Annotated in this window: 28 protein-coding genes, 1 tRNA gene and 5 pseudogenes; 8 read left to right on the top strand and 26 right to left on the bottom strand. The window is 44.6% G+C overall.

Going from position 1 to position 24,169, the window contains the following annotated elements; translation table 11 throughout:
• The first annotated feature begins 117 nt into the window (after positions 1 to 117).
• Both JCM16159_RS17680 and JCM16159_RS11805 read left to right on the top strand, forming a co-directional pair.
• Complete coding sequence (locus JCM16159_RS17680) at positions 118 to 264, top strand: hypothetical protein (protein WP_243666810.1); 147 nt, start codon at positions 118 to 120, stop codon at positions 262 to 264.
• Between the two features lie 38 nt (positions 265 to 302).
• A complete protein-coding gene (locus JCM16159_RS11805) occupies positions 303 to 524 on the top strand; it encodes a hypothetical protein (protein WP_054857947.1) in 222 nt (73 codons plus the stop codon).
• Between the two features lie 12 nt (positions 525 to 536).
• Here JCM16159_RS11805 and JCM16159_RS11800 read toward each other — a convergent pair whose 3' ends face one another.
• The 12 genes and pseudogenes from JCM16159_RS11800 to JCM16159_RS11750 form a co-directional block, all read right to left on the bottom strand.
• Positions 537 to 1,190 (bottom strand): site-specific integrase, encoded by a 654-nt coding sequence (locus JCM16159_RS11800; RefSeq protein ID WP_054857946.1) that lies wholly within the window; start codon positions 1,188 to 1,190, stop codon positions 537 to 539.
• Positions 1,094 to 1,849 carry a hypothetical protein gene (locus JCM16159_RS11795; RefSeq protein WP_243666809.1) on the bottom strand — a complete coding sequence of 252 codons (756 nt, stop codon included), beginning with the start codon at positions 1,847 to 1,849 and terminating at the stop codon, positions 1,094 to 1,096. Before JCM16159_RS11795 ends, JCM16159_RS11800 begins: the two co-directional genes overlap by 97 nt.
• Before the next feature lie 81 nt (positions 1,850 to 1,930).
• Positions 1,931 to 2,008: transfer RNA gene (locus JCM16159_RS11790), tRNA-Glu, on the bottom strand.
• Positions 2,009 to 2,034: 26 nt separating this feature from the next.
• Positions 2,035 to 2,415, bottom strand: a complete 381-nt coding sequence (locus JCM16159_RS11785; protein WP_054857944.1) for a hypothetical protein — start codon at positions 2,413 to 2,415, stop codon at positions 2,035 to 2,037.
• Positions 2,408 to 2,782 (bottom strand): hypothetical protein, encoded by a 375-nt coding sequence (locus JCM16159_RS11780; protein ID WP_054857943.1) that lies wholly within the window; start codon positions 2,780 to 2,782, stop codon positions 2,408 to 2,410. Before JCM16159_RS11780 ends, JCM16159_RS11785 begins: the two co-directional genes overlap by 8 nt.
• A gap of 69 nt (positions 2,783 to 2,851) precedes the next feature.
• Positions 2,852 to 3,058 (bottom strand): hypothetical protein, encoded by a 207-nt coding sequence (locus JCM16159_RS11775; RefSeq protein WP_054857942.1) that lies wholly within the window; start codon positions 3,056 to 3,058, stop codon positions 2,852 to 2,854.
• A 162-nt stretch (positions 3,059 to 3,220) separates the two neighbouring features.
• Positions 3,221 to 4,192, bottom strand: coding sequence for an NADH-quinone oxidoreductase subunit NuoH (gene nuoH, locus JCM16159_RS11770; RefSeq protein WP_243666808.1), 972 nt, complete (start codon positions 4,190 to 4,192; stop codon positions 3,221 to 3,223).
• An 8-nt stretch (positions 4,193 to 4,200) separates the two neighbouring features.
• Positions 4,201 to 4,449 (bottom strand): hypothetical protein, encoded by a 249-nt coding sequence (locus JCM16159_RS17675; RefSeq protein ID WP_243666807.1) that lies wholly within the window; start codon positions 4,447 to 4,449, stop codon positions 4,201 to 4,203.
• Positions 4,450 to 4,492: 43 nt separating this feature from the next.
• Positions 4,493 to 5,541: pseudogene (fen, locus tag JCM16159_RS11765) on the bottom strand (flap endonuclease-1).
• 52 nt (positions 5,542 to 5,593) lie between these two features.
• On the bottom strand, positions 5,594 to 5,821 hold the full coding sequence (locus JCM16159_RS11760; protein ID WP_054857941.1) for a hypothetical protein: 228 nt from the start codon (positions 5,819 to 5,821) through the stop codon (positions 5,594 to 5,596).
• 49 nt (positions 5,822 to 5,870) lie between these two features.
• Positions 5,871 to 8,081, bottom strand: a pseudogene (locus JCM16159_RS11755) (CDC48 family AAA ATPase).
• Between the two features lie 88 nt (positions 8,082 to 8,169).
• On the bottom strand, positions 8,170 to 8,448 hold the full coding sequence (locus JCM16159_RS11750; RefSeq protein WP_054857940.1) for an elongation factor 1-beta: 279 nt from the start codon (positions 8,446 to 8,448) through the stop codon (positions 8,170 to 8,172).
• A 56-nt stretch (positions 8,449 to 8,504) separates the two neighbouring features.
• Here JCM16159_RS11750 and JCM16159_RS11745 point away from each other — a divergent pair, with 56 nt between their 5' ends.
• Together JCM16159_RS11745 and JCM16159_RS11740 are read left to right on the top strand one after the other, a co-directional pair.
• Positions 8,505 to 8,966, top strand: coding sequence for an MFS transporter (locus JCM16159_RS11745; RefSeq protein ID WP_054857939.1), 462 nt, complete (start codon positions 8,505 to 8,507; stop codon positions 8,964 to 8,966).
• A 56-nt stretch (positions 8,967 to 9,022) separates the two neighbouring features.
• Positions 9,023 to 9,418, top strand: coding sequence for a hypothetical protein (locus JCM16159_RS11740; protein ID WP_054857938.1), 396 nt, complete (start codon positions 9,023 to 9,025; stop codon positions 9,416 to 9,418).
• A 198-nt stretch (positions 9,419 to 9,616) separates the two neighbouring features.
• Here JCM16159_RS11740 and JCM16159_RS11735 read toward each other — a convergent pair.
• A pseudogene (locus JCM16159_RS11735) lies at positions 9,617 to 12,045 on the bottom strand (valine--tRNA ligase).
• Between the two features lie 146 nt (positions 12,046 to 12,191).
• Between JCM16159_RS11735 and JCM16159_RS11730 the strand changes: the two are divergent.
• Positions 12,192 to 12,881, top strand: coding sequence for an ACT domain-containing protein (locus JCM16159_RS11730; protein ID WP_054857937.1), 690 nt, complete (start codon positions 12,192 to 12,194; stop codon positions 12,879 to 12,881).
• Here JCM16159_RS11730 and JCM16159_RS11725 read toward each other — a convergent pair.
• The 4 genes and pseudogenes from JCM16159_RS11725 to JCM16159_RS11710 all read right to left on the bottom strand — a co-directional run bounded on the left by JCM16159_RS11725 (position 12,836) and on the right by JCM16159_RS11710 (position 16,364).
• Positions 12,836 to 13,852 (bottom strand): TIGR00269 family protein, encoded by a 1,017-nt coding sequence (locus tag JCM16159_RS11725; protein ID WP_054857936.1) that lies wholly within the window; start codon positions 13,850 to 13,852, stop codon positions 12,836 to 12,838. The genes JCM16159_RS11730 and JCM16159_RS11725 overlap by 46 nt on opposite strands.
• Positions 13,853 to 13,898: 46 nt before the next feature.
• The gene (locus tag JCM16159_RS11720) at positions 13,899 to 14,507 is read right to left on the bottom strand and encodes a UbiX family flavin prenyltransferase (RefSeq protein WP_054857935.1); all 609 of its coding nucleotides are present in this window, start codon (positions 14,505 to 14,507) and stop codon (positions 13,899 to 13,901) included.
• A gap of 115 nt (positions 14,508 to 14,622) precedes the next feature.
• On the bottom strand, positions 14,623 to 14,793 hold the full coding sequence (locus JCM16159_RS11715) for a ribbon-helix-helix domain-containing protein (RefSeq protein WP_243666805.1): 171 nt from the start codon (positions 14,791 to 14,793) through the stop codon (positions 14,623 to 14,625).
• Between the two features lie 143 nt (positions 14,794 to 14,936).
• Positions 14,937 to 16,364: pseudogene (locus JCM16159_RS11710) on the bottom strand (V-type ATP synthase subunit B).
• A gap of 99 nt (positions 16,365 to 16,463) precedes the next feature.
• Here JCM16159_RS11710 and JCM16159_RS11705 point away from each other — a divergent pair.
• The 3 genes from JCM16159_RS11705 to JCM16159_RS11700 are packed head-to-tail and all read left to right on the top strand — an operon-like array spanning position 16,464 to position 17,721.
• Positions 16,464 to 17,309 carry a class I SAM-dependent methyltransferase family protein gene (locus tag JCM16159_RS11705; protein WP_054857933.1) on the top strand — a complete coding sequence of 282 codons (846 nt, stop codon included), beginning with the start codon at positions 16,464 to 16,466 and terminating at the stop codon, positions 17,307 to 17,309.
• 41 nt (positions 17,310 to 17,350) lie between these two features.
• The gene (locus JCM16159_RS19580) at positions 17,351 to 17,473 is read left to right on the top strand and encodes a hypothetical protein (RefSeq protein WP_367834499.1); all 123 of its coding nucleotides are present in this window, start codon (positions 17,351 to 17,353) and stop codon (positions 17,471 to 17,473) included.
• On the top strand, positions 17,461 to 17,721 hold the full coding sequence (locus JCM16159_RS11700) for a hypothetical protein (RefSeq protein ID WP_243666804.1): 261 nt from the start codon (positions 17,461 to 17,463) through the stop codon (positions 17,719 to 17,721). The genes JCM16159_RS19580 and JCM16159_RS11700 overlap by 13 nt, the downstream gene beginning before the upstream one ends.
• Positions 17,722 to 17,744: 23 nt before the next feature.
• Here the strand turns inward: JCM16159_RS11700 and JCM16159_RS11695 are convergent, their stop codons facing one another.
• The 9 genes and pseudogenes from JCM16159_RS11695 to JCM16159_RS11670 form a co-directional block, all read right to left on the bottom strand.
• Positions 17,745 to 18,212, bottom strand: a complete 468-nt coding sequence (locus tag JCM16159_RS11695; RefSeq protein WP_054857932.1) for a DUF2153 family protein — start codon at positions 18,210 to 18,212, stop codon at positions 17,745 to 17,747.
• A 58-nt stretch (positions 18,213 to 18,270) separates the two neighbouring features.
• Positions 18,271 to 19,188 (bottom strand): DUF2070 family protein, encoded by a 918-nt coding sequence (locus JCM16159_RS19575; protein WP_367834498.1) that lies wholly within the window; start codon positions 19,186 to 19,188, stop codon positions 18,271 to 18,273.
• Entirely contained in the window at positions 19,152 to 19,529 is a 378-nt protein-coding gene (locus JCM16159_RS19570) for a DUF2070 family protein (RefSeq protein ID WP_367834497.1), read from the bottom strand. Before JCM16159_RS19570 ends, JCM16159_RS19575 begins: the two co-directional genes overlap by 37 nt.
• 50 nt (positions 19,530 to 19,579) lie before the next feature.
• Positions 19,580 to 20,053 (bottom strand): hypothetical protein, encoded by a 474-nt coding sequence (locus JCM16159_RS19565; protein ID WP_367834496.1) that lies wholly within the window; start codon positions 20,051 to 20,053, stop codon positions 19,580 to 19,582.
• 35 nt (positions 20,054 to 20,088) lie between these two features.
• Positions 20,089 to 20,472, bottom strand: coding sequence for a methylmalonyl-CoA epimerase (gene mce, locus JCM16159_RS17670; RefSeq protein ID WP_243666803.1), 384 nt, complete (start codon positions 20,470 to 20,472; stop codon positions 20,089 to 20,091).
• On the bottom strand, positions 20,418 to 21,389 hold the full coding sequence (meaB, locus tag JCM16159_RS11685) for a methylmalonyl Co-A mutase-associated GTPase MeaB (protein WP_243666802.1): 972 nt from the start codon (positions 21,387 to 21,389) through the stop codon (positions 20,418 to 20,420). Before meaB ends, mce begins: the two co-directional genes overlap by 55 nt.
• Complete coding sequence (locus JCM16159_RS11680; protein WP_054857931.1) at positions 21,389 to 21,781, bottom strand: cobalamin B12-binding domain-containing protein; 393 nt, start codon at positions 21,779 to 21,781, stop codon at positions 21,389 to 21,391. Before JCM16159_RS11680 ends, meaB begins: the two co-directional genes overlap by 1 nt.
• 42 nt (positions 21,782 to 21,823) lie before the next feature.
• A pseudogene (locus tag JCM16159_RS11675) lies at positions 21,824 to 23,494 on the bottom strand (methylmalonyl-CoA mutase).
• A 39-nt stretch (positions 23,495 to 23,533) separates the two neighbouring features.
• On the bottom strand, positions 23,534 to 24,145 hold the full coding sequence (locus JCM16159_RS11670) for a cobalamin adenosyltransferase (RefSeq protein ID WP_054857951.1): 612 nt from the start codon (positions 24,143 to 24,145) through the stop codon (positions 23,534 to 23,536).
• Positions 24,146 to 24,169: the final 24 nt, after the last annotated feature.

The following is a 24,169-nucleotide window of genomic DNA, read 5'->3' as shown; positions in this document are numbered from 1 at the left end:
GGGCCTAACTCTCGATGACTACGTGGAGTTAATTAATGAGGCTTGCAGGTCATGGAGGCAAAACGGCATTGAGTGGCTTAGGGTAGGTTCGGCAATGAGTATAGAGGGCACTTAGGCGTGCTCGGCACGGCATTGATGGCCTGCTATGCGAGACAGAGGTGCTACGATTTCCTAATTGAGCCATTAATCAGAATTTCCGGCCTTCGTATCAACACGGCCAGTATTAACCCAGACATCGCGCTCGTGATTGGGGATAGCTCCTAATACTTGAGGTTAAGCTGCATCATAGGGAGGTATTTGACTTGACAAGTCAAATTGATGACTTCATAGCGGAGTTCGAGGGTGAATTGAGAGATTTGAGGGTCTACATGGGCATTCTTCACATGTTCACGACAAGGCCCACCCAGGTTAGGGAGGGAAGAAGGAGTAAGCCGCGTTGGGTTGTGGAGGTGGTTCTGGCTACGAAGAGCCACCAGGATATTTACAGCGAATTAGACACGGTGATTAAAGACATAATGCGCTAGCATGAGGTATTTTTATTGACAGAGCAAGCACGGTGCGTGTTTTAGGTACCATTGGCGTAGTTCTTCATGCCTAGGGCTCCAGTAGTGCTCTATCAAGACCCTGTACTCTGTTGGTGGTGCCCTACCCTGCAACGTGTTGACTACGCTTTCTGGGACGCCTTGGCTTATCATCCAGGTTGCGAAGAATTTACGCAACTCATAAAGCTCGAAGTCACGGTTCAAGACCTGCCTGGCTGCCTCCTTTATTTCCTGCCTGAGCCTTGTCCTGTCGAAGGGTAGGAACTTGCCCCTCACGCTGTCTATGTACTGGCTTGCCCAATCAACGTGCTGCAAGCCCCTGAGCACCCTGTTTACGACTTCCTCACGCCTAGGCAGGTACTGCCCCTTAATGAACTCGAGGGTCTTTGGCTGTAGGAAGGCGATGAAGGCACGCTTAGTCTCCTCAAGCCTCCCAATCCTGAGCATACCATGCTCCAGGTCAACATCGTCCATGGCAACCATGAATGGCTCGCCAGGCCTGAGCCCGGTCTCCGCAAGGATTAGGAAGTAGGTCTTTGCCTCAGTGCTCTCTATCCTCTGGAGTATTTGCTTGAGCTCGTCAAGGCTGGGTAGTTTAGCCCTGTTGTTTGGCCTTGTCCTGATTGTCTTGAAGGAGTTGTAGAGCACTGCGAATAGACCTGGGTCCCTGGGTTGGAGGACGTTCTTGATGAAGGACTTGAGTGTTGAGGCGATGTGCCTGGCAACGTTCTGCCCATCCTCCTCAAGAACCTCAGCCAAGTAATCCCTAATGCCCTCTGGCTGAGTGTATAGTCGAGCTCCGTCAACGCACGCCTGAGGTACCTAAGCCTCATGCTCACTGTCTCCCTGGAGGCATTCCTAAGCCTCAACGCCTTGAGGTAAGCCTCAACATCCTCCTGAGTTACATGCCAGGTCTTACCGAGACTTTGGACGTAATCGCCGAGGTACCTCGACAACAAGGCCAGGAATTGCTCCCTGAAGCTTGGGTCCTCCCTAGCCGTTATTATGACCCTAAGGGCATCGCTAAGTGTGGCACGCTTCTCCGGAACCCAGCCTTTGAGCAATGCCTGGAGCTCCTCAACCGTGAGGAGCCTGAGCATTGAGCATAGCAAGCCGTCACCGACCCTGGCTACGCCACGCCTAACCTTGCTAATATAGTCATACGTGACGCCGAGGTCACGGGGCTTAACACCCTTGTTATTAATTAAGTAATTAAGGATTAATAGCCTCTGCTCAGGGTTTACCTCCTCAATACTGATTGTCTGACAATCAACCATAAGCCATGCCAGAAAGTTGGCTGCAAGCATGTATTTAAGTCTTCCGAGAATGACTGCCATGGACTTCAAGAACGGTTATGTAGATAATTAACTAGGGATTGAACGCAGAAGTGGTGCCCCGGCCGGGATTTGAACCCGGGTCACGGGCTCGAGAGGCCCGCATACTTGACCGGGCTATACGACCGGGGCTCGTTAGTCATTAAATACGTCGGTTTTTAAGTCTTTTGTTGCATTTGCGGTTCTCCATTGATTAGTTTTAGTTCCTGCTTTATTATGCGTATTTGCCTTCTTATTTTTCGTAACTTTCTCATTGCCTTTGTCACTTCGGCTTTGGTGTATCCTCTTAATTTCAATTCCTTAATTAACTCAAGCAATCCACTTTCCTGGCTTTTTAATTCTATGTATTTAAGGGCCAGTTGCCTTCTTTCAAGTTCTCTCATTACTTCGTAATTTATCTGGAGCCCTGTTTCCATACCTATTAATCTTCTTTCTATTTCCCTAAGCCTATCCTCCTCGCTCATTAAGTCATTTAGTACCTTCTCATAATTAATCCCTCCCATGTACTTGCCATACCTACGTATTAACTCGTTAATCATCGCTCATCAGCCTCTTAATCATTCTTTGGCCAATGTACTCTTCATTAACCTCCTTAATATCGTTGTTAACCTCCTCAAACTCGTTAATTACAATATCCTCCGTATTCTCAATCACCTCATCATTCCCATCATATCTTAAGTATTTTCTGGGGTTTACGTATCTACTCAGCGAAACACCACTTATTTTTATTATTTCTATAACAGCATCTTTGCTTAATAATCCATTGACATACAACTTAATTGCCTCCTGGGCCACCTTGTGGGACTTGTCCTGGAGCTTTATTGATAATTCCCTTAACTTGATCGGCCAGTTCAATTGGTAATTAGGTACTTCCTGAATGATTCCCCTAACCCTTCTCTTGACCACGATATTTTTGGTGCTGCGTTATTAATTAGGTTATTAGTTAAGTTAATTATACGGTGTTAAGTGATAGTTTTAAAGTAGTCCCCTTTCTCGAAGGAATTCCCTGAATAAATCAGTCTTTGTCAGCATTGCCCAATCCTCCCTTGGCGTACTCATGTACTTCTGGAACTCCATCCAGAACGCCATGTGCATTGGATCGTATCTACTCTTTAATTTAACATGCTTCAGTAACGAACTTGAGTTTGCATATTCCTTACCGCATACGGGGCAAACGACCATTGTCTTGAGTCCTGGAAAGCCTCCTTATTAATTTAGTGGTTAGTCTAATTATTAATGATTTGATACGATGATGATCGTATTTTTATTATTTTAATATGCTTTTTCGTAAAAATATTTATATATTAATGTTTTTAACTTGAATATTATTTAAATTTAAAATAATTAGAGAGGCTTAATTACTAGAAGATTAATTATCAGAGAAAGAACTAATGCGGCTATTACTAATCCTAACAGTGACGACCAGCTCATCTTTAGTGCTTGATCTGGCCTGTACCTGCCGTATACTGACCTCGTGAATACCATTATCATCATTACAATGTATGTTTTTATACCAAACCATATTGCAGGTGACAAAGCTCCAAAATATGGTATGTATGGACCCGCCCAACCATCTAGGAACAATAGAACCATTAGTAGGCTTAACACATATAGCTTTTCATAGCTCATGGTCATTACTAGGCCATATACAATACCGCTGTATTCCGTGTACGGGCCGAGGACTATCTCTGTATCGGCCTCGGGTATTTCGAAGGGGAACCTTGACGTGGCCATGAGCGTGGCTATTAGGAAAGCGAGGAAGGCAAGTGGGTTTGCTATTATGCCTGGCAGGTGCGTTACCTGCCAATTAACTATCTTGAAGGGATCCGCCGTTCCGTAGATGAGGAGTATTGCGACAACTGATAATATGAGGATCGCCTCATAGCCCGTGTACAGTAGTGCCTCCCTCACGGTACCTATGTAGGTGAACCTATCATTACTGGCCCAGCCAATTAGTATTATGCCTATGTTAAAGAGTGTTATAAGGGCTATGGCAATTAATACATCGTAGCCTGTGTATATGCCGTAAATACCCTCAATCGTCGTACCATTGGGAAGCGTAAATTGTTTTGGGCCTATTGGTATGAAAAAGATGGGTAGTGTTGATAGTATGAAGACTATTGCCGGCCCATGAATGAAGTAATTCTTATCGGCTTGTAGAGGAACTACAAATTCCTGGAACATGTACCTGAAGAGGTCGGCGAATGGCTGGAGAAAACCGCCTATTGGTCTCGAAACCTCGAGTGGCCCAATCCTCCATTGGACCTTAGCCGTTAACTTCCTCTCGAACCATATTATGAATATTAGGGCTATCAAGACCGAGACTAGCCAGGCACAAAGAGCAGGTCAAATATTGGTCTCCAGAATATGAGGTGCACAATTATGTTTATTATTGGTACGTGGTTTAGGAAGTTTATTATTGGCCATAGGAATGGTATGTAATCATCAGGTCTCGATAATATATAATTAATTATTGAATATAGTAGTTGTATGGCCGATGATATGATACCAGATACCCAACTAAGTGCCCAGTTAATTATTGATAATACGGGCTTCATGCAAGTACCCAGCATGGTTAAGGGCCTTGATTATTTTAAGCTTAACCCGCCCAGTGACTCAACCAAAGAATGAATCCAGTGTTGACTCTTTCCTCTTACCCATGGCCTTCTTAAGCCTCTCAATAGCGTTCTTAACCCTCTCCTCATTAAAGTCGTGCTCATAAACCAGGAACTCGATTATACCCCTCTCATCGGGCTGTCCAAACTCTATCTTGTAATTCGGGTTATGTGGTGGGTTTAGGAAGTAATCGCGTATTTTCAGCGGGTCCGTTGGGAATTGCGCATTCTTTAATGGGCCCTGAATTAGCTTCTCGAGATTACCGAATTCCTGTATTAGCTTAAGGGCTTTTTGAGGCCCTATGCCTGATACACCGTCTGGATTTAGGTCGGTTCCAAGTAGAATTGCTAGGTCTATTAACTGCGTTCTATCCCTAAGCTTAAGCGCCTTGAGAACTTCATTGAGTTCTATTATCTCGGGTTTAATCTCGATGTACTCATCCTTATTTGGCAACTTCCTACGTCCGGTTATGGCGAGGTTCCTAACAAGCTGGGTGCCCCGAACAGTAGCGAGTCATAGTCCTGGCTACCCGCAGCCCAGGCCTTGCCTTCCCTGGCTATCACCGCTGCCTGTGCCTCCCCATCGGCCATGGCTTGAACCACGGGTATGCCCATTAACCTCAGTAATTTCTTCGCGTCCTCAACCATGCCATCGGTTAGGAACAAGGCCCTCTGTGCGTACTTCCTGGCCTCCTCCTTCTTACCCTCTTCAAGCAACTTGACCCACCTATCCATGGCCTCCTCCCTAACCTTCCTCCTTCTTGCAATCTCCAGGGTCTTCTCCTCGGGTGGTTTACCATCAAATACATACACAGGCCATATCCTATTCTCGAGGAAGTTTATTGTTCGATATAACAAGCCACTCAAGTGACTTGTCACCCTCCCCTTGGAGTCCATGAGCGGCGTACCGTCTGGTTGCCTAATTGATGCTAAAAATTGATATAGCGCGTTATATGCGTCTAATGCCACTATTCTGTTCGACAATTGTGTAAAATCTACCGTCTTTCTAACACTGTCTGGTATCAACTTGCCAAGCTCAGTAACGCCCATCTAGGTAACCCAAATAATTCGTTAAATATCTCCCTATATCTCTTTCCCCAAACTAATCCTTAACCACCCTTATGTGGTATGTCGCACCATCCTTCCTAACAACCTTCTGAACAACAATTAACCTACTGAGTTCAAGCCTCATTAATGCATTTAGGATCTCCTTCTCCGTAACATCAGGGTACCAAGCCCTCAACGCCTGCATTAAGTCATTAAACCACATGTCGCCCTTATCCCTTATCAAGTCCATAATAAGCGCCTCAATGGGTACTGGTCTCCTCATACTTCCTGAACCAGATAATCATCCAGGAAGCATATTTTATTTTTAATCCTTACACGTAGAGCGTTGGTGCCCTCTGTCTCTCACGTGCCAACGTCTGCTTCATCCTATCGTACCAAGCCTCATAGAACTTAATCATCTCGGGTGTTATTGATGGCTTAATCTTCTTCATGGCCTCGATGAAGTGCTTCATCGATACCTCGCCGGCACCATCCACCTCTCTCATCGCCAATAAACCTGCCTCCCTAGCTAAAAGCTCAATATCCGCGCCCGTGTATCCCTCGGTCATCTTAGCCAACTCCACTAAGTCAACATCCCTAGCGAGCGGCATATTCTTAGTATGTATCTTGAGTATCTCAAACCTAGCCCTAAGGTCTGGCGGTGGCACATAGATTATCCTATCAAACCTGCCGGGCCTAAGCAGCGCTGGATCAACGATATCAGGCCTATTCGTGGCTGCTATCACAACTACATTGTCAAGCCTTGACACGCCATCCATCTCGGCCAACAACTGAGCAACTATCCTATCCATTGCAGGCGAATCCTCAGCATAGCCCCTCGCTGGTGCTATTGCGTCTATTTCGTCGAAGAATATTACGCATGGTGCTGCCATCCTGGCTTTCTTGAATATTTCCCTGATGGCCCTCTCACTCTCCCCAAACCACTTACTCAGTATCTCCGGCCCACGAACAGCAATGAAATTCGCATTACTCTCAGTAGCCACAGCCTTAGCCAAAAGCGTCTTACCAGTACCAGGAGGACCAAACAACAAAATACCCTTAGGAGGCTTAATACCCATCTTCCTAAACCTCTCCGGGTACTTCAACGGCCACTCAATGGCTCCCTAAGCTCCTGCTTAACCTCCTCAAGGCCGCCAATATCGCTCCACCTGACCTTAGGAATCTCAATGTGAATCTCCCTAAGCGCGCTGGCACGATCTCTCTCATGGCCTCTAGGAAGTCATTCATCGTGACCTTGATCTTCTCAAGATCCTTCCTAATCTCCTCATCCTCCTTATTAACATCCAAAACACCCGATTGAAGCGCCTTCCTCAAGGCCTCATTGCGGCCTCCCTAGCCAAAGCCGCAATATCGGCACCAGTGTAGCCATAGGTTATCTCGGCAAGCTTCCTCAAATCAACATCCTTAGCAAGGGGCATGTTCCTTGTGTGTACCTGGAGTATTTCGTACCTACCCTCGGTATCCGGTGGATTGATCCAGATCTCTCTGTCGAATCTTCCTGGTCTTCTTAGTGCTGGGTCTACGGCTTCTGGCCTGTTGGTTGCTCCTATTACGATTACCTGGCCCCTCTCCTGAAGACCATCCATGAGCGTTAATAATTGCGCCACTATCCTCTTCTCAACCTCACCAGTTACTTCTTCTCTCTTTGGTGCTATGGCATCAATCTCATCAATGAAGATTATGGCAGGGGCATTCTTCTTAGCCTCCTCAAAAATCTCCCTCAACTTAGCCTCGGATTCCCCGTAGTACTTTGAGACAATTTCAGGGCCGTTAATGGCTATGAAGTAAGCGTTAGTCTCTGTGGCAACTGCCTTAGCGAGCAGGGTCTTACCAGTGCCCGGCGGACCAATCAAAAGAACACCCTTAGGAGGCTCAATACCAAGGTACTCAAAGATCTCTGGATGCCTAAGTGGTAATTCAACGAGTTCCCTAATCTTTTCCTTAGCCTCCTTAAGATCACCAATGTCCTCCCAAGTAACCCTCGGTATGTTCACGTTCTCTACGGGCTTCTCATAAATCATCAAGTTAGTGTCCTCGTCGATTATTACTGGCGTGTCGTTTGGTTTAGCCTGCACCACCTGAAACGTTAATGGTTGTCCAAGCACTTGTATCTGCACTAGGTCGCCCTCCATTAGCACATAATCCCTGAGCTTCTGCTTTGTATATTGGACAAAGTTCTGGTCAACACTAATCGTCATGTTAACAGGCGCTAACTTAACAGTGCTCGCTCTCTTCGCCTCAACCTTCTTAACCCTAACCTTCTGATCAATCTCCACATTAGCATTCTTCCTAATGATGGCATTCATCCTAATGATGCCCTTACCCTCATCCTCAGGAAGTCCGTACCAAACCTTGGCCGCAGTCTTCCTCTTACCCTCAATGAGTAGTATCATGCCGGGCTCAATACCGTAGTTCCTCATGACCTCGGGGTCAACCCTAACAATGGGTCTCTGGGCATCTCTCTGCTTCGCCTCCTTCACTATCAATTCAATCCATTCATCAGCATGACTACCCTCCATCATATTCCCACACCCTTATTACTCCGTGGAATTAAAAAAACTTATTGCGCTATTAGTTTTCACTTGGTTTGTCACTTTAGATTGAAGGAGACTAGAAACCAAGCCTTGTGAAGTACTCAAGCTCGATACTGCCAATACCCTCAATACCACTTAGTATATTCTCAACCTCATCGCTGGAGTGCTCCTCGGATTCCTCGGGCATCCTTATGTAGACCCTGAGCGCCTTTATGCCGAAGCCTATGTCATCCTCCTCAACCTTATCAACCTTATACTTAGGCTCAAGGGCCTTCTTTATCTCGCTCTTCAATGTCTCGTAATTAATGTCTGATTTGCTTGGTGTTATCCTGTAAACGAGGTATACCTCCGCCATAGCATTGACGTAGTAAAATTAAGCATTTATTAACCCTTCTATAGACGGTAATATGAATGGAGAGGGGACTGACAATAGTGCTGATAGCATCGCTAGCCTTTTTCTCCGTTGTGCTCGTGAGGTTCTCCATACCATCATTACTGCCATACCTAATAGGGCTAAATGGCATTAACACCGTGATGGGGGGTTTAATAATCTCATCACTCTGGGTGGGTTACACGATTTTCCAGGTGATAGGCGGCTTAATGGTTGATAGGTATGGATATAACATAGTGATTTATGTTTTAATATTAATCTCAATAATTAATGCTCTTTATCCAATTATTATTGATCAATACTACCTATTGTTGGTTATTCAGTTTGTTATGGGTTCATTACTCGCAATAACCTACGTGGCTTTAATAAGCATGGTTTTATCAAACTATAGTAGGGGAGGCCTTGGCGCTGGTATTTACCAGAGCATGTTTTTCCTGGCATCATCAATCTCGATAATGGCATCGCATTATTATTCTCGGTAAATATATTTGCACCGTTCATCACTTTCTCAATCATAGTCATTTTATCAGCAATACTGGTGACTAGGGTTCCAAGGGGTGGTCAGGTTAGTAGTACCATTTATATAGGCCCTGGCGACCTTAGAATATTGGGTATGGGTTTCATTAGGCTGTCCTCGGGCTTCTCATACCTTGGTTTCCTCAGTTGGTCAACTTACTATGTTGTTCACGTACTTAAGGTTTCACCATCACTTAGTGGCTTCTATGCCTTCCTGGCGTCCATAATGGGGTCCGTTGGTGCCGTGATTGGTGGATACTTGGGTGATAAGGTAGGGTACGCATTGCCAAGTATTTTATCCTCACTACTGTTGGCGATTATAGTCTCGGTTATACCTAGGCTATCAATTATATACCTGCTGGCCTTCCTAATGCTACTTCTGGCTTCTTCTACGGCTTCTATGCAGCGCCCTCAATAGCCGTTTCAAGCTCGCATCAAATATTGGGGCGGCCAGTGGATTTCTTAATTTTATGAGTCAATTAGGTGGTTCGGTATCACCCTACATAATTGGTTTTCTGCTTCAATATTACAACTTCTCGGAAACATTACTAACTATAGGTATTATATCAATGGTATTAGTAATTGTCGGGGCGGCGCTACTATTTTTATCGAAAAATTACTTAACAAGATATATTGGCAATGACTCATCCAGCACTTCGTAACTCCCAGCAGGCTTCCCGAACTTAATCTCCCTAATCTTATGCATAGCCTTTAGCTCAATCTCCAGGGGCTTAAGGACCTCGGGCGTGTATATGACCCCGTCAATAGGCTCATTAAGGCTTAAACCAGTCTTATTCTTATATGTCCATATTGCCCTGTTGAATTCCATGAATGGCTCAAGCATGTTAAGGTATTCCTTATTGTCGAATCTTGGGTCTGGATCCTCAATCAACTGCCTATGTATCGACTCACCGTATAAACTCCTCCATATTTGATCCGTCACAAAGGGCATTATGGGCGCAAGAAGCTTAAGCACCGTCTTTAGGACCTTATATAACGTGAACCAGGCACCCCTCTGCTGCTTCTCCGTGAATAGACCATCCCTATTATAAGCCTCGACTTAACGGCCTCGAGGTAGTGATCGGCAAAGACATGCCATGTAAAGTCATAAAGCGTATTGGCAGGTACGTAAACATCGAACTCATTATATGCATTTAAAGAGTCCCTGACAACCTCATTCGACTTAGCCAGTATCATTAGGTCAAGGGGTGTTAATTCATAGTTGTCATTAACCTCAGGGAATGATGAAACGAACCTCGCAATATTCCATAACTTAACCGCGAAGTCATGACCCGTCCTTATCAATTGCTCACTATACCTATAATCGCTACCGAGTTTCGCAGACGCTGCAGCCCAGAACCTCGCTGCATCTGCACCGTACTTCTCCACAGGTGGTATTGGATCTATTATATTGCCCTTGGACTTATGCATTGCCTCACCCTTCTCATCAAGTCCCATACCACTTATCCTTACGTACTTGAAGGGTGGCTTTCCGTAGAGTAAGTATGCCCTGACCACGGAGTAGTATAGCCAAGTCCTAATTATGTCATAGCCCTGAGGCCTAAGTATACTGTGCGGGTAAACTCTCTCGAAGACTCTTATATTAGGCTTGGTATAACCCGTGGCGTATATCCAGGATATTGATGAATCAAACCAGGTATCCAACACCCTATCCTCACCCACTAACTTACCACTTGGGCACTGCTCCTTAACCTCAGGTGGTGGATCATCCTTCCACGGCCTATAGTACTTACCTGGTTTTGGAACAATGGGTTTTGCATTACCCTCATCATCAATGCAGTACCAAATCGGTATTTCAGTACCGTAGTATCTACGCCTTGATATTGGCCAGTCGAACTCAAGGGATTTAATCCAATCAACCAGTGTTTGTGCGTACTCAGTTGGTTTAATAATCATCTCATTCTGCACAAGCCTTACTAATTCATCCTTAAACTGAAGCTGCTTTAGAAAGTACTCCTTAGTCACTATTATCTCTATTGGCGTCTTGCACCTCCAGCAAATTGGTATCGTATGCCTAAGAGGCTTCCTCTTAATAAGTAGGCCAGCCTCCTGAAGGTCCTTAATTATCACCTCCCTGGCCTCTCTGACATTCAGTCCCTTATACTTACCGGCCAACTCATTTAATGTGCCGTCTGGGTTAACCACGATCTTCATGGGTAGTTTCAACTCATTAACAACCATTAAATCCCTGGTATCGCCAAAGGTACTTATCATCTCGAGGCCAGTACCAAAGTCTGGCTTAACCGATGGATGTGACACAATAGGGACTTCCTGGTTTAACGGAGGAACAATGGCGTGCAAGCTCTAACCTCTTATACCTACTATCACCTGGATTGAAGGCGACAGCCACCGTGGCCGGTAATAACTCAGGCCTTGTGGTTGCTATGATTATGTCCTCACCCGTCTCCTTAACCCTAAACTTGATGTAGTTCAGGTATGAGTCCTCCTCTCTATACTCAACCTCGGCCTCGGCCAACGCGGTTCTACACCTTGGGCACCACAGGGTTGGTCTACTTGTCTCGTAAATCAAGCCCTTATTCCACAGATTAATGAAGGTCTCCTGTGTAACCCTCCTGTACTCCTCACTATCTGTGCCGTTCCTCCAGTAACTGAATGAACCACCCCAACGCCTGAAAATGCTCACGAACTCACCTTCATACTCATCAAGGAACTTTCTACATAACTCGAGGAACCTTTCCCTAGGCACCTCATACATGTTTATGCCATAGGTCTTCTCGACTTGAACCTCGACAGGCAGTCCATTCCTGTCAGCATAGAATGGGAATATTACATTATAACCCCTCATCCTAAAGAACCTGGCAATCATGTCGATTTGCGCGTAATGCGCTATGCCGCCAATGTGGGGTCTCCCTGATGGGTATGGCGGTGGCGTGTCTATTACTAACGTCGGCCTCTTCTCATCAATCTTAACCTCGAATAAGCCTCCTCCTCCCACTTCTTGAGTAATTCTAATTCCTTTGATGGGTCCCATCTCTTCTCCTGAAGTCTTGGTTTGAACTCCATACCAATAAAGGTCCCAATACACAGCATAAGAGTACCTTTAAAAGATAACTCATCTATGTTGCGTAATAATATATGAATGCTCGTTAAATACCTCCGTAAGTTACCAGCAAATAAGTTTTTAAACCATGACTTCTTGAGGGTTGCTTGTGGAGGTATTGTACAGGGACTTTGCGATGTCATTTGAGGGTAAGGACAAGGTACTTGGCGAATTCCTGATAAAGTTCACTGCAGATAGGCCGGGGATACTCGCTGCTCTATCCAATGTCTTTGCTGATCACGGGATAAACATACTCAACATATCAGTCAACAGGACGCAATTACTACTGCACTTCGTGGTTGACCTCACAAACATGGACGCATCATTAAATGACCTGGAGAAGGAGTTAAAGAAATTCTCCTTCGTTGAGTGGGTTAGGTATAGGATTGTTGAGAGGGAGGCCTTTATGGTGCCGTCAATGATAATGCCCACCTTCAGGGATAAGCAGATACTGGTGGTGGAACTTGAGAAGGTTAAGGACCTATTAACAAATCCGGAGTTTAGGAGGATAATTAGGGACTTGGGTATCTACGATGCCTCGCTCCTACGTAATAGCAATCTAGGTGAACTCATTAAGATGGGGCAGTTCAGGGGATTAGGCAAGGTTGTGCTTATTGAGAGGAATGGCACTATCACCATTAAGTCCTGCTCTGAATTGAATGATAAGCACGTAATGGAGGAATTAATGATTGAGTACTACACGGGATTTCTGTCACAGATCCTAAAGAGTAATGTTGAAGCAGTAAGTAAGAACTACGAGGGGGATTGCGTATCCATAAGTTTCAGAGCCCTTAAATGAGCCAAATACCTCTCCAATAAGCCTGCCCTGTTCATTAATTCACAAACCCTACACACATCACTAGACGTTGGCTCACCGCAATACTTGCACTTCTTCAATGGTACATTCACTGCCCTCTCGCCCATTAAGTTTGCCAGTGAATCACCGAAGGATACCAGGGAATACTTAATATTCGGGTTATCCCTCTCCCAGCGGGCAAGCGTAAACTTAAGCTCATACCTGGGATTACTATATACGAAGGGGCACTCAAGCTCCATCAGTGGTATACCGTGGTAGTGGGCATATATGGCGATCTCCTCCTCCCTAACGAAACGAAGGGGCTTAATCCTTGGTATGAAACCCTCCCTATCAATTTCTGGCCTAGGGCCGAACCATGCGAACCTATCCAAGTCATTACTAAGCACGTTAAGTAACACCGTCTGGGCTTCATCATCCAGGTTATGCCCAGTGGCTATCTTCGTTAGGCCTAGTTGGCGGCCGATTATGTTCATTGCTCTACGCCTTAGCACGCCGTCTATGGTGCACATATGCACATTAATGCCCTTGGACCACAGACCATGCGCCACGTCACTGGCTGTTACACCGAATATCTCCTTGAAGGTGTATACCCTATAGGGTATGTTGAATTCCTCACTCAATTTCTGCACATAATCAACCCTAGCCATCCTATAGAAGCAGCTATAGGGATGACCCTCATTAATACTAAACGCCACTAACTCGACATCCCTAGGTATCTTGCCCTGTCTCTTGAACTTACCCAGTAGGTACATTAGGGTTAGGCTATCCTTACCACCGCTTATCGCAATACCAACCTTGTCGCCCTCACTTATTAATCGATGTCTTCTAATGGTCCAAAGCACCGTATCCTCAATAGACTTAAACAGGCAGTTGAGGCAAAGTCTCTCGCCACTGGATACTCTATAGTAGTTTGCTGGTCTCCTGCCGCACCTCGTGCACATTGGAACATCCATAATCCTATTGACACCGTTTTAACAAACCCATTCTTAAATTACTATGCTACTCCTCAGAATAACCACTCCATCTCCTGTAAAGGTCGTTCTCAATGCCCAGTAGGTCAAGGACCCTACCAACTACGAAATTCACCAAGTCATCAATAGTCCTTGGCTTATTATAGAACGCGGGGGCTGCGGGCATTACAATGGCGCCAGCCAGTGTAACAAGCTCCATATTCTTAATGTGTACTAGGTTAAGTGGTGTCTCCCTAATTACCAAGATCAACTTTCTCCGTTCCTTCAACGCCACATCAGCCGCCCTAGTAATTAGGTTATCCGTTATTCCATGGGCTATGGACGCCAAGGTCTTCATTGAGCATGGTATGATCACCATACCATCATGCTTAAATGACCCGCTGGCTATTGGTGCGCCTAGTTCATCCTCATTGTAAACCCTGTTTGCAAGTTTCGATATTGACTCCTTATCGAGACCAACCTCATGCCTCAATATTTCAACTGCAGTATTACTCATGACCAAGTAAACCTCGGAGTCCTTTGCATACCTCCTAATCATCTCAAGGAATCTCACGCCGTAAATAACACCACTTGCCCCCGTTATACCAACCACTATTCTCCTCACAGCACTAATGAAGGAGTACCAATAATATAACATTAATGCCCTGGTTTTGTCAATTACATATATTATATATACCTATATAAAAATATTTTAAAAGAAATATCCAATAATTATGTTTTATTATTCTTTATTAACCCTATCATACGAACCATTATCTACCGGGTAATAATATTAGATCCTCCACATTCTGCGTCTTACTTCTCGAATTCTCCCTATATAGCAGGTCCCTTATTGCAATTCTAATAGCCTCACTCCTACTGGGGAATATGCCCTGCTTTACAAATTCATCCAGTTCCTCAAGCATTTGCTTGGGTATGTGCACACTTATCAGCACCATTTTTTTTCCTTCGCCTTGGTCTTTGGCATGATAGATTAGATAATTACAGGATTTATTAAGATTCTCTACCGTGAACTCTGTAAGTATTTTCGATCGAATGCATTAACAATATTTACAAAGTGCTAATTCTACGCACCTACGTCCTTTATGGACTCAAATATCGAACGCCTATAATACCTCTTAGATATGTCGGGCGGTACATTCGTTAGCTCATCCTCAGGTAATATACTAATAACATCCCAGGCAATATCGAGCGTCTGCTCAAAGGTTCTCCTCTCGTAATAGCCTGATTGATGAACCTACGCTCGAACTGCTCAGCAAACCTGAGGTACCTCCTCTCACGCCAGCTCAGGTTAGTCTCGCCAACAAGTAGGGCCAAGTTCCTAACGTCCAACGCCCTTGAGTAAGCAGCAATTAATTGATTGGCCACGTACTTATGGTCATCCCTCGTCTTACCCTCGCCAACCGCGTCCTTCATGAGCCTCGATAGGCTCATTATCACGTCAAACGGCGGGTAAATGCCCTTACCCCATAGTGACCTACTAAGCACTAATTGACCCTCAGTTATGTAACCAGTCAGGTCTGGTATTGGGTGCGTTATGTCGTCATGGGGCATCGTGAGTATTGGGAACTGGGTAATACTGCCCCTCTTGCCCTTAGCCCTGCCAGTCCTCTCGTAGATGGTCGCGAAGTCCGTGTACATATAGCCCGGATAACCACGCCTACCGGGTAATTCACCCTTTGATGATGATAACTCCCTAAGGGCCTCTGCGTAGTTCGTCATGTCGGTTAGGATGACGAGTACGTGGTAATCCCTGTACCATGCCAGGTACTCAGCGATTGTTAGTGCAGTCCTCGGTGTTAGTATCCTCTCTGCAATTGGGTCACTCGCTAGGTTCAAAACCATGACAAGCCTCCTCAATGCGCCAGTCCTCCTAAACTCGTTAAGGAAGAACAACGCCTCCTCAGACTTAAGGCCCATTGCGGCGAAGATTATTGCGAACTCCTCCTCATGGCCCCTAACCGTTGCCTGCCTAGCCACTTGCAGCTAGCATGTTGTGTGGTAATCCCGTACCACTGAATATTGGTAGCTTCTGGCCCCTAACCATCGTGTTTAATCCATCAATCACACTTACACCAGTCTCTATTGGCTCCTCCGGATACTCCCTTGCATATGGATTAAGGGGCTCACCATTTATGTCTAGGTATTCCTCGGCAGGTGGCAGTGGAAGCCCATCCCTAGACTGCCCTTTACCATCAAGAACCCTACCCAGTAAATCCTCGCTAACTGGTAGCCTGAGGGTCCTCCCATAAAACCTCACGGTACTGCCCTTGGCCGGCAAACCAAGCGTGCCAGTTAGTACCTGGGCAACTGCGTAATTATCGCCAACCTCAACCACTTGGACCATCCTCGGCTCACCATCCGGACCAATGACCTCACCTATCTCGTTGTACGCAACACCCTTGGTCTTCTCGATAACTATCAATGGCCCCTTAATCTCCCTAACCGTGCTGTAAGACACAATGCCTGGTACAGACTCTATGACCTTACTCATCGATTTACAGAGTTTTACAGCACTTATTAATTTTTATTCCACACGAAGACCACAAGATAAATTAATTTAGGGGTCTCCACACAATTATGAAGAGCGTCAGTGCCCACGCTTAAAGAGGCTGTTAAGCCACTAATTCCAAGGGAGCTTTGGGACAAGGTGCCAAGGAGCTTCGATATAATTGGCTCTAGGTCAGGCGCAGTTGCAATTATTGAGATACCACCTGAGCTTGAGGGCTATAAATTCGTGATTGGAGAAGCAATAGTTAAATTGAACAAGCACGTCAAGGCCGTAATCAGAAGAATCGGCGCAAGGGAAGGCGAATTTAGGCTATATAGGTACGAGGTCCTAGTCCCTGGACCTACTGAGGTTATTCATAAGGAGGATAATTACTTAATTAAGGTGGACCCCACCAAGGCCTACTTTTCACCTAGGGATCAGGGCGATAGAGAGGACATTGCTAGGCAGGTAATGCCTGGCGAGGTTATTCTATACCCCTTCGCTGGTGTCGGTCCCTACGCCATTACCATATTGAAGAGGCAGTCCTCGGTCAAGTTAATAATCGCTATCGAACTTAATGAATACGCATATTACTACATGCTTGATAATATTAAATTGAATAGACTCAAGGGCAAGGTACTACCGCTACTCGGCGATGCCTCAAAGTTAATGAATTTATTCTGTGGCGTCGATAGAATTATCTTAACTTTACCCCTGGGCGCTCATAGGTTTTTAATGCAATCATTGATGTGCATTAAGGATGGTGGAATTATTCATTTCTATCATTTGGGCACTGAGGAGAATCCTTACGGTGAAGCTGAGGGCTTGGTTAGGAATTACTGTGGTGATTTGGGTTATGATTGTCAAGTCATTAATAGGAGGATTGTTAGGGATTATGCTCCATATGTGTATAAGGTTAGGCTAGATATTAGAGTTGGTAAGTTTTAGACCTGTGTGTTAGGTTTATAAAACTACGCGTGTAAACCTATATGATGGAACAAAATGAACGCAGAAGGAGACTCCTATTGATGATTGGACCACTTGAGGCTGAGGTTATTGGCATACTTAATGAGCTTAAGGAGGCTACGGCAATGACCATATGGAGGAGTTGACGAAGAGGGGTAGAAAGACCGCATACACCACGGTGCTTACGGTATTAAGTAGGTTATACACCAGGGGATTTATTAATAAACGTGAAAAGGTTATAAATAATGTTAGGCAATTTGTATATGAACTTTCAATACCCTACGAGGTTAAGAACGAACTCATTAGGGAGCATATTGGCTTGATAATTAAGATGTTCGGTAAGGACGCCATTCAAATAATTAGGGACTATTTAAATGAGATTGTCGGGAAATAATTAAATCAAATATTAGTTTTTAATCACATAAATCTTGGTACCTCACCCTGCTCTCCCTGCTGACCCCTCTGTTGAGCAATACCTCTCTGCTCAATGTAGAGCCTTAGTATGTCTGGTATCTCGTTCTCATTCTCCATCTTCTTGAGTATATCCACGTACCTACTCGTGTGATCTATATCAAGCCTAACGAACTCAATGGCTATATCCCTAAGTCTCTCCTCCAACTCCTTTAGCATGTCTATGGGCATTATTGAGGTTATCATTGGGTTGTTTAACCAGGACTCGAAGTCCTTGAGCGTCCTTTCTATGTAGTATAGCATTGCCTGTGCTGATAGTAATAGTGATAATCTGTCCTGGCTAACTATATAGTCACCATACTTCTGAAGCTCATCCATGAACTTCTTCTGATCCTTAACCCAATTCTCAAGCCTAGTTATTAACCCAGCTATGTGAGCCCTAATTGCCTGCCTTTTCAGATCCTCGGAACCCATATCCCTTCCTGATTAATTACGTAGACCTCTCTATTAAACCTTTTGTATTTATTAAGTTCTAAAGAATACCGAGTATTATCCCGAGGATTATCATCGTCAGTATAGGAAGTATTATCAACACGGTGAAGTGCTTCTTCCAATCCATGACACCCCTCTCCGCAGCCCTTACCATACTACTAAAAGAATCACCAATTAACCTAATGCCCTCAATAAGCACTGGGTAGTATCTCACACTAGTTTTCCTTAGATCGTTAATACAACGCTTTACGCTCTTCCTTACATTCCTTATTATTAACTCATGACTTATTGAATCACCAACAACCTTATAGCCTCTACTTCTCGTGAACCTGGCAATACCTGTGTATTGATGATTATCTGTGGTTAAGACCTCGACTATGTCGAAGCCACTTCTGAACTCATTAATTATTGCGTCGGCCAACTCCCTCCTCAAGTTATTACCATCAAATATGACCAGCAGGACTCTCTTACCATTTATCTCTAGACCCCACGTTATTAGACCATTATCACCAATTTCAAATTGTATAGGCCCAAAGGCATATTTAGGCACATGATTCACACATGACTTTATTTCAAGCCTTTGATCCTCTAACTCCCCAATCTTACTCAGTAATTGGGCTAATTCATTAATGTCATTTTCATCCCATGTATTATCATCCGAGTAATAATTCTGGGCATCAATCAATATTACATTATCCCAATCAAGCCTTACTCTCTTTCTCAATTCCTCATAAACACTGAGAGGGATATCATCGCTGGACTTAACGAGCCGACTAATGATCACAAGGGACTTCCCACATAAAGGTACGTGGGTTACCCTGAAATTACGACTTTCTATTTGAACAGGCATCTTCCCAACGCACACATTGCCTGTACTACGCTCATTTAGTGACTCTTTAACCTTGGTAGCCACCACCCTAACTATCTTACGCACATCAATTCTAGTTGCCGGGTCCAACTCATGACTACCAACACCGTGTATATAACCACGGGGTTCACATAACGACTTATCTCACTAACGAGGTCACTAATTAGGTAACCACCACCAACCTTAGCTATTGGCCCGGCATGAAGCTCAGGTATGGTGACCACATAAGCATTATTATCACTATTAAGTATAAACAAGTGCACTTTAACGTCCCTAACAATGGATCTTTTACTTAACTCTCTCTCAAACGGCTCAGAATACTCAAATAGAGCCGTGTATAAATATGAACTAAATAACTTAAATATATCAATACCACCGTAAGATGCCTCAAACTTAAAGATCACGTAGTAAATGAATAGGAAGGAGAACACGTAAAACGCCGAGTCTAAAATAACGTATTTTATGGGATCTATTGTAGTAATTAAAAAAATACGATATTAATTGAATAATTAGTATGCCCGGTAAGGTATAGAGTGGGTATGCGATGTATTTTTTTCATCGAACCCCCATTATGTTCAAGACCCCTCAGAACCATTATCATGGCACTTAGTGGCAAGACGAAGGATAATGCACCAAACCCAACAACGAATTTATGCGTGGCTAAGGTAATCAGTAGGTCTATTACGGCTGCGAGCGTCGTACTAAATAACGACAATGTCGTACCAAAGCCCCTATATGATTGAGTGGATACCATTACCCTAAGGGTTATGAACACCGATAAGAACATAATGCCATAAATAACCAATGATTTAAAGTAAATAATTAATGACTCATGTACATATAGGCTCATTAGGTAGGGAACTATAATGATTAATATCATTAATGAGTACTTTAATGAATCTCCTCCTCTAAATACTATTGTATAACCATGCTCAAATGACCTACCCTTCTTCACGCAAGCTGAACCTGCACCTCTAGATTATTTAAAGATCACTCATTATGTGCCTTATGCTGAACTAACTCGAGGAGGACGCCATTAAGGCTCTTTGGGTGTATGAACGTGACAATACCCTCAGCGCCTTTACTTGGCTTACCAGTAAGTGTGAGGCCTGCCTCCTGCACCCTCTTAATGAACCCATCCAAGTCATCAACCTCAAGGGCTATGTGATGAATGCCCTCACCCCTACTCTCCAGGAACTTAGCCACTGTGGAACTTGGATTAAGTGGTTCAAGTAATTCAATCCTAGTATTACCAAGCCACACCATCACGACTTTAACCCCCTGTTCCTCAACAATTATTGGGTCACTGACCCTAAGTCCTAATCTCCTGAACTTCTCAACAGCACTGTTGAGGTCTTTAACCGCAATGGCCACATGATCAAGCCTCGGCTTCTCCATACCAAGCAGTTTCCTCGCAGCCTCCTGCGTGATAAACTGCCATTAATTACATCGCCCTCTAAGTCCTTATTTTCATCAAGTCTCTTCTCAAGTAGGTCATAGGCATAAAGCCTCATCTCAAGTAACCTTCTGCTTATTAGGGATTCACCCAACTTACTATTATTACTCAATTCCCTAAACCTATCATCAATTAACCTAAGTAGCTCATCGACTCCATAACCATATAAGCCAGACACCTTAATCACGGCAGGTTTCCAAGAGTCACCCTTGACCTCCCTCATCATGTCGACCATAGCCAGTAAATCCCTATATGTCGACTCAGATGCTTGGTTATCAGACTTTGAGACAACGTATATATCCCCAATCTCCATAAGACCACTCTTGAGGGCTTGGATCTCATCACCGGAGAGTGGTGGTACCAGTACAAGTATTGTGTCGGCTACATACTTAACGTCCGTGTCCGACTGCCCAGCACCGACAGTCTCAATGAATATGTAATCCGCACCGGCGTACTCAAGTATGTTCACCGCAGCTATTGTCGCATAATTAAGCCCACCACGAATACCCCTAGTGGCCATACTCCTAATGTATATGTTGGGTCTTGAGGTGAGTTCCTGCATTCTAATTCTATTGCCCATGAAAGAACCTCCAGTGAATGGACTAGATGGATCAATGGTAAGTATTGCAATCCTTCTGTCCTGTGGTATTTTCCTTGCCATCGTATATATTAAAGTACTTTTACCCGAGCCTGGAGGACCAGTTATGCCTATTACGTGGCTCTTACGTTGTATATTTAATGGAATCTCAATACCCTCCTCAGCTAGAGTTATTAATTTAGCAATGGCTGCTTTATCCCAACTACGCGCCCTTTCAAGTAATTCATTAATACTCATTATACAACACCCACGAGTTTCTTTACTATATCGATAATTTCCTTAAGCGGCGTGCCAGGTCCATAAACACCAGCAACACCCATCTTTAATAATGCATCCCTATCCTCAGGAGGTATTATCCCACCAACAAGTACAGGTATATTCACACCTCTCTCCTTCATAATCCTCATTAACTCACCCACAAGCTCCATGTGAGAGCCCGACAATATGCTGATGCCTATCAACTTCGCATCCTCCTGAATCGCGGTCTCAACAACCTGGCTAGGCGTCTGCCTAATACCCGTGTAAACAACCTCAAAGCCTGCCTCAGCCAATGCCCTGGCAATGACCTTGGCACCTCTGTCATGCCCATCAAGACCAAGTTTGGCAATGATTACCTTAGGCTTAGGCATACTTCATCACTAACCATGTTTCATACCCTAAAAATCTTTTCCTTAGTAAATTGATGGTGGCTTATACTCACCCCATATATCACGTAGCACACTTGATATCTCACCAACGGTTGCCTTGGCCTTAACCGCATTTAGTATATACGGGAACACATTCTCATCATCCTATCAGCCGCCCTCCTCAACTCATTGAGCGCCCTCTCCCAGGCCTCCCTATCACGGTTCTCCCTAATCTCCCTAACACGTCTAATACTCCTCTCCCTAGACACTGGGTCGACCTTATGAAGCTCTATGTGGAGCTCCTCCTCTTCCCTAAACATATTCACGCCAATCACGGCTATCTTACCCTCCTCAATCATCCTCTGATATTGATACGCAGACTCGGCAATAGCCCTCTGTGGATAGCCGATCTCCACAGCCTTCGTCATGCCGCCAAGCCTGTCAATATAATCAATTATTTTCATGGTCTCCTCCTCTATCGTGTCCGTAAGCCACTCAATGTAGTACGAACCACCCAGCGGATCTATTGAATCAACAACTCCACTCTCATACGCTATCACCTGCTGAACCCTTAATGCCAGCTTCACGGACTTCTCGGTAGGTAACGCTAACGCCTCGTCATATGCATTCACATGGAGCGATTGAGCACCACCAAGCACCGCTGCTAGTGCCTGTATCGTTGTCCTAATAATGTTGACCTCGGGCTGCTGGGCCGTTAACGTAGCCCCCGACGTCTGTACATGGAATTTCAACCTCATTGACTCAGCCTTTCTGGCGCCAAACCTCTCCCTCATAATCCTCGCATATAACCTACGGGCTGCCCTGAACTTCGCAACCTCCTCAAAGAGGTTTGTCGTTGCTGCGAAGAAGAAGGATAACCCAGGTGCAAAGTCATCGACATTCATCTTCCACCTATTTATTACCCAATTGGTGTACTCAATGGCATCAGCCAGCGTGAAGGCGAGTTCCTGAACCGCCGTGGCCCCCGCCTCCCTAAAGTGATAACCACTGATGCTTATTGGGTGCCACTTTGGCATGTTTTTTTGATGTGTAGGCTATTATGTCCGTCGTATACCTCATCGAGTGAAGTGGTGGGTATATGTATAGGTTCCTGGCTATGAACTCCTTGAGTATGTCATTCTGAATAGTACCATCAAGAACCGCCTTATCAATACCCCTACTCTCGGCGACCGTTATGTACATGGACAGTATCTCCGCCGCCGTGGCATTTATGGTAAATGATGTGGTTATTTTACCAATGTCAATACCATCAAAGAGGATTGACATGGAAATAACTTCAGGAACCGAAACACCAACTTTACCGACTTCGGGATACGCGAGTTCATGGTCAGGGTCAAGGCCTAACTGCGTTGGTAAGTCAAATGCGACACTCAAGCCGGTCTGTCCCTGTGATATGAGGAATTTATACCTTCTATTCGTATCCTCTGGCGACCCGAAACCTGAGTACTCCCTAAACGTCCATAGCCTTGACCTATACATGCTTGGATATATACCTCTGGTGAATGGGTACTCACCCGGGAATCCCAATCTGTCCAGGTAATCACCCTTAATATCTAGTGGTGTGTATAGGGGTTTTATCTCAATTCCAAATGATGATGTGAATTTCCTCCATTCAGGTAATTTCTTAAGGGTTGGCAGTAGGAATTCTCTAACCCACTCATCATACTTTTCCTTAATCCTATCCGTACTCTCCATTAATAATTTACAAATAATTATTAGCTAATAAATCTGTCTTTATCCCGTGACATCACTTAACAAATAATTCACGGCATCATCAACAGTCCTAAATACACGACCACTACCCACGCAGTACATGGCCTGGGCGACCAACTTATCGGCATGATTCATAATACTAATTACATTAATTGCTAATTGATAGTCATTAAGCATGGATGATGCTATCCTACCGCACTCCCTTAACTTAACCCTTATGGTATCTAGCGCCTGCACCTCGGGCGTCGTCGCTATTATCCAGCCAAGCGGCCCCTTAAATCCACGACATAACTCGGCAATTCTAGACATTAGTAGGCTCTCCACATTCCTAATCCTGGTTAACCTGTCATCTGTGCCCTGGACCAGGTAAGCATTTAACTGCATGGATAATGCCATGACTATCGATGCTAATTTACCAACCGCATTACCACTGAAGTTGAGCCTAACATTGTTTGCTATGTTCGATAATTCATCTAAACAACCCATAAGCCTTATTGGTGCTGAATCCTTACGAACCCTAACCCTCCTGCCGAACAATGGTATTACGCTATAGCCACTATCGCCAGGGCACTTGATGCTGTCATCAACCTCTTTACAATCCGCAAATAAAGGTAGGCGGCACTCATTACTCATTATCACAAGTCACGTATAATCATT

The organism is Vulcanisaeta sp. JCM 16159 (assembly GCF_001316265.1).
Classification (GTDB): Archaea; Thermoproteota; Thermoprotei; order Thermoproteales; family Thermocladiaceae; genus Vulcanisaeta.
This window is presented reverse-complemented; position numbering and strand designations above follow the sequence as displayed.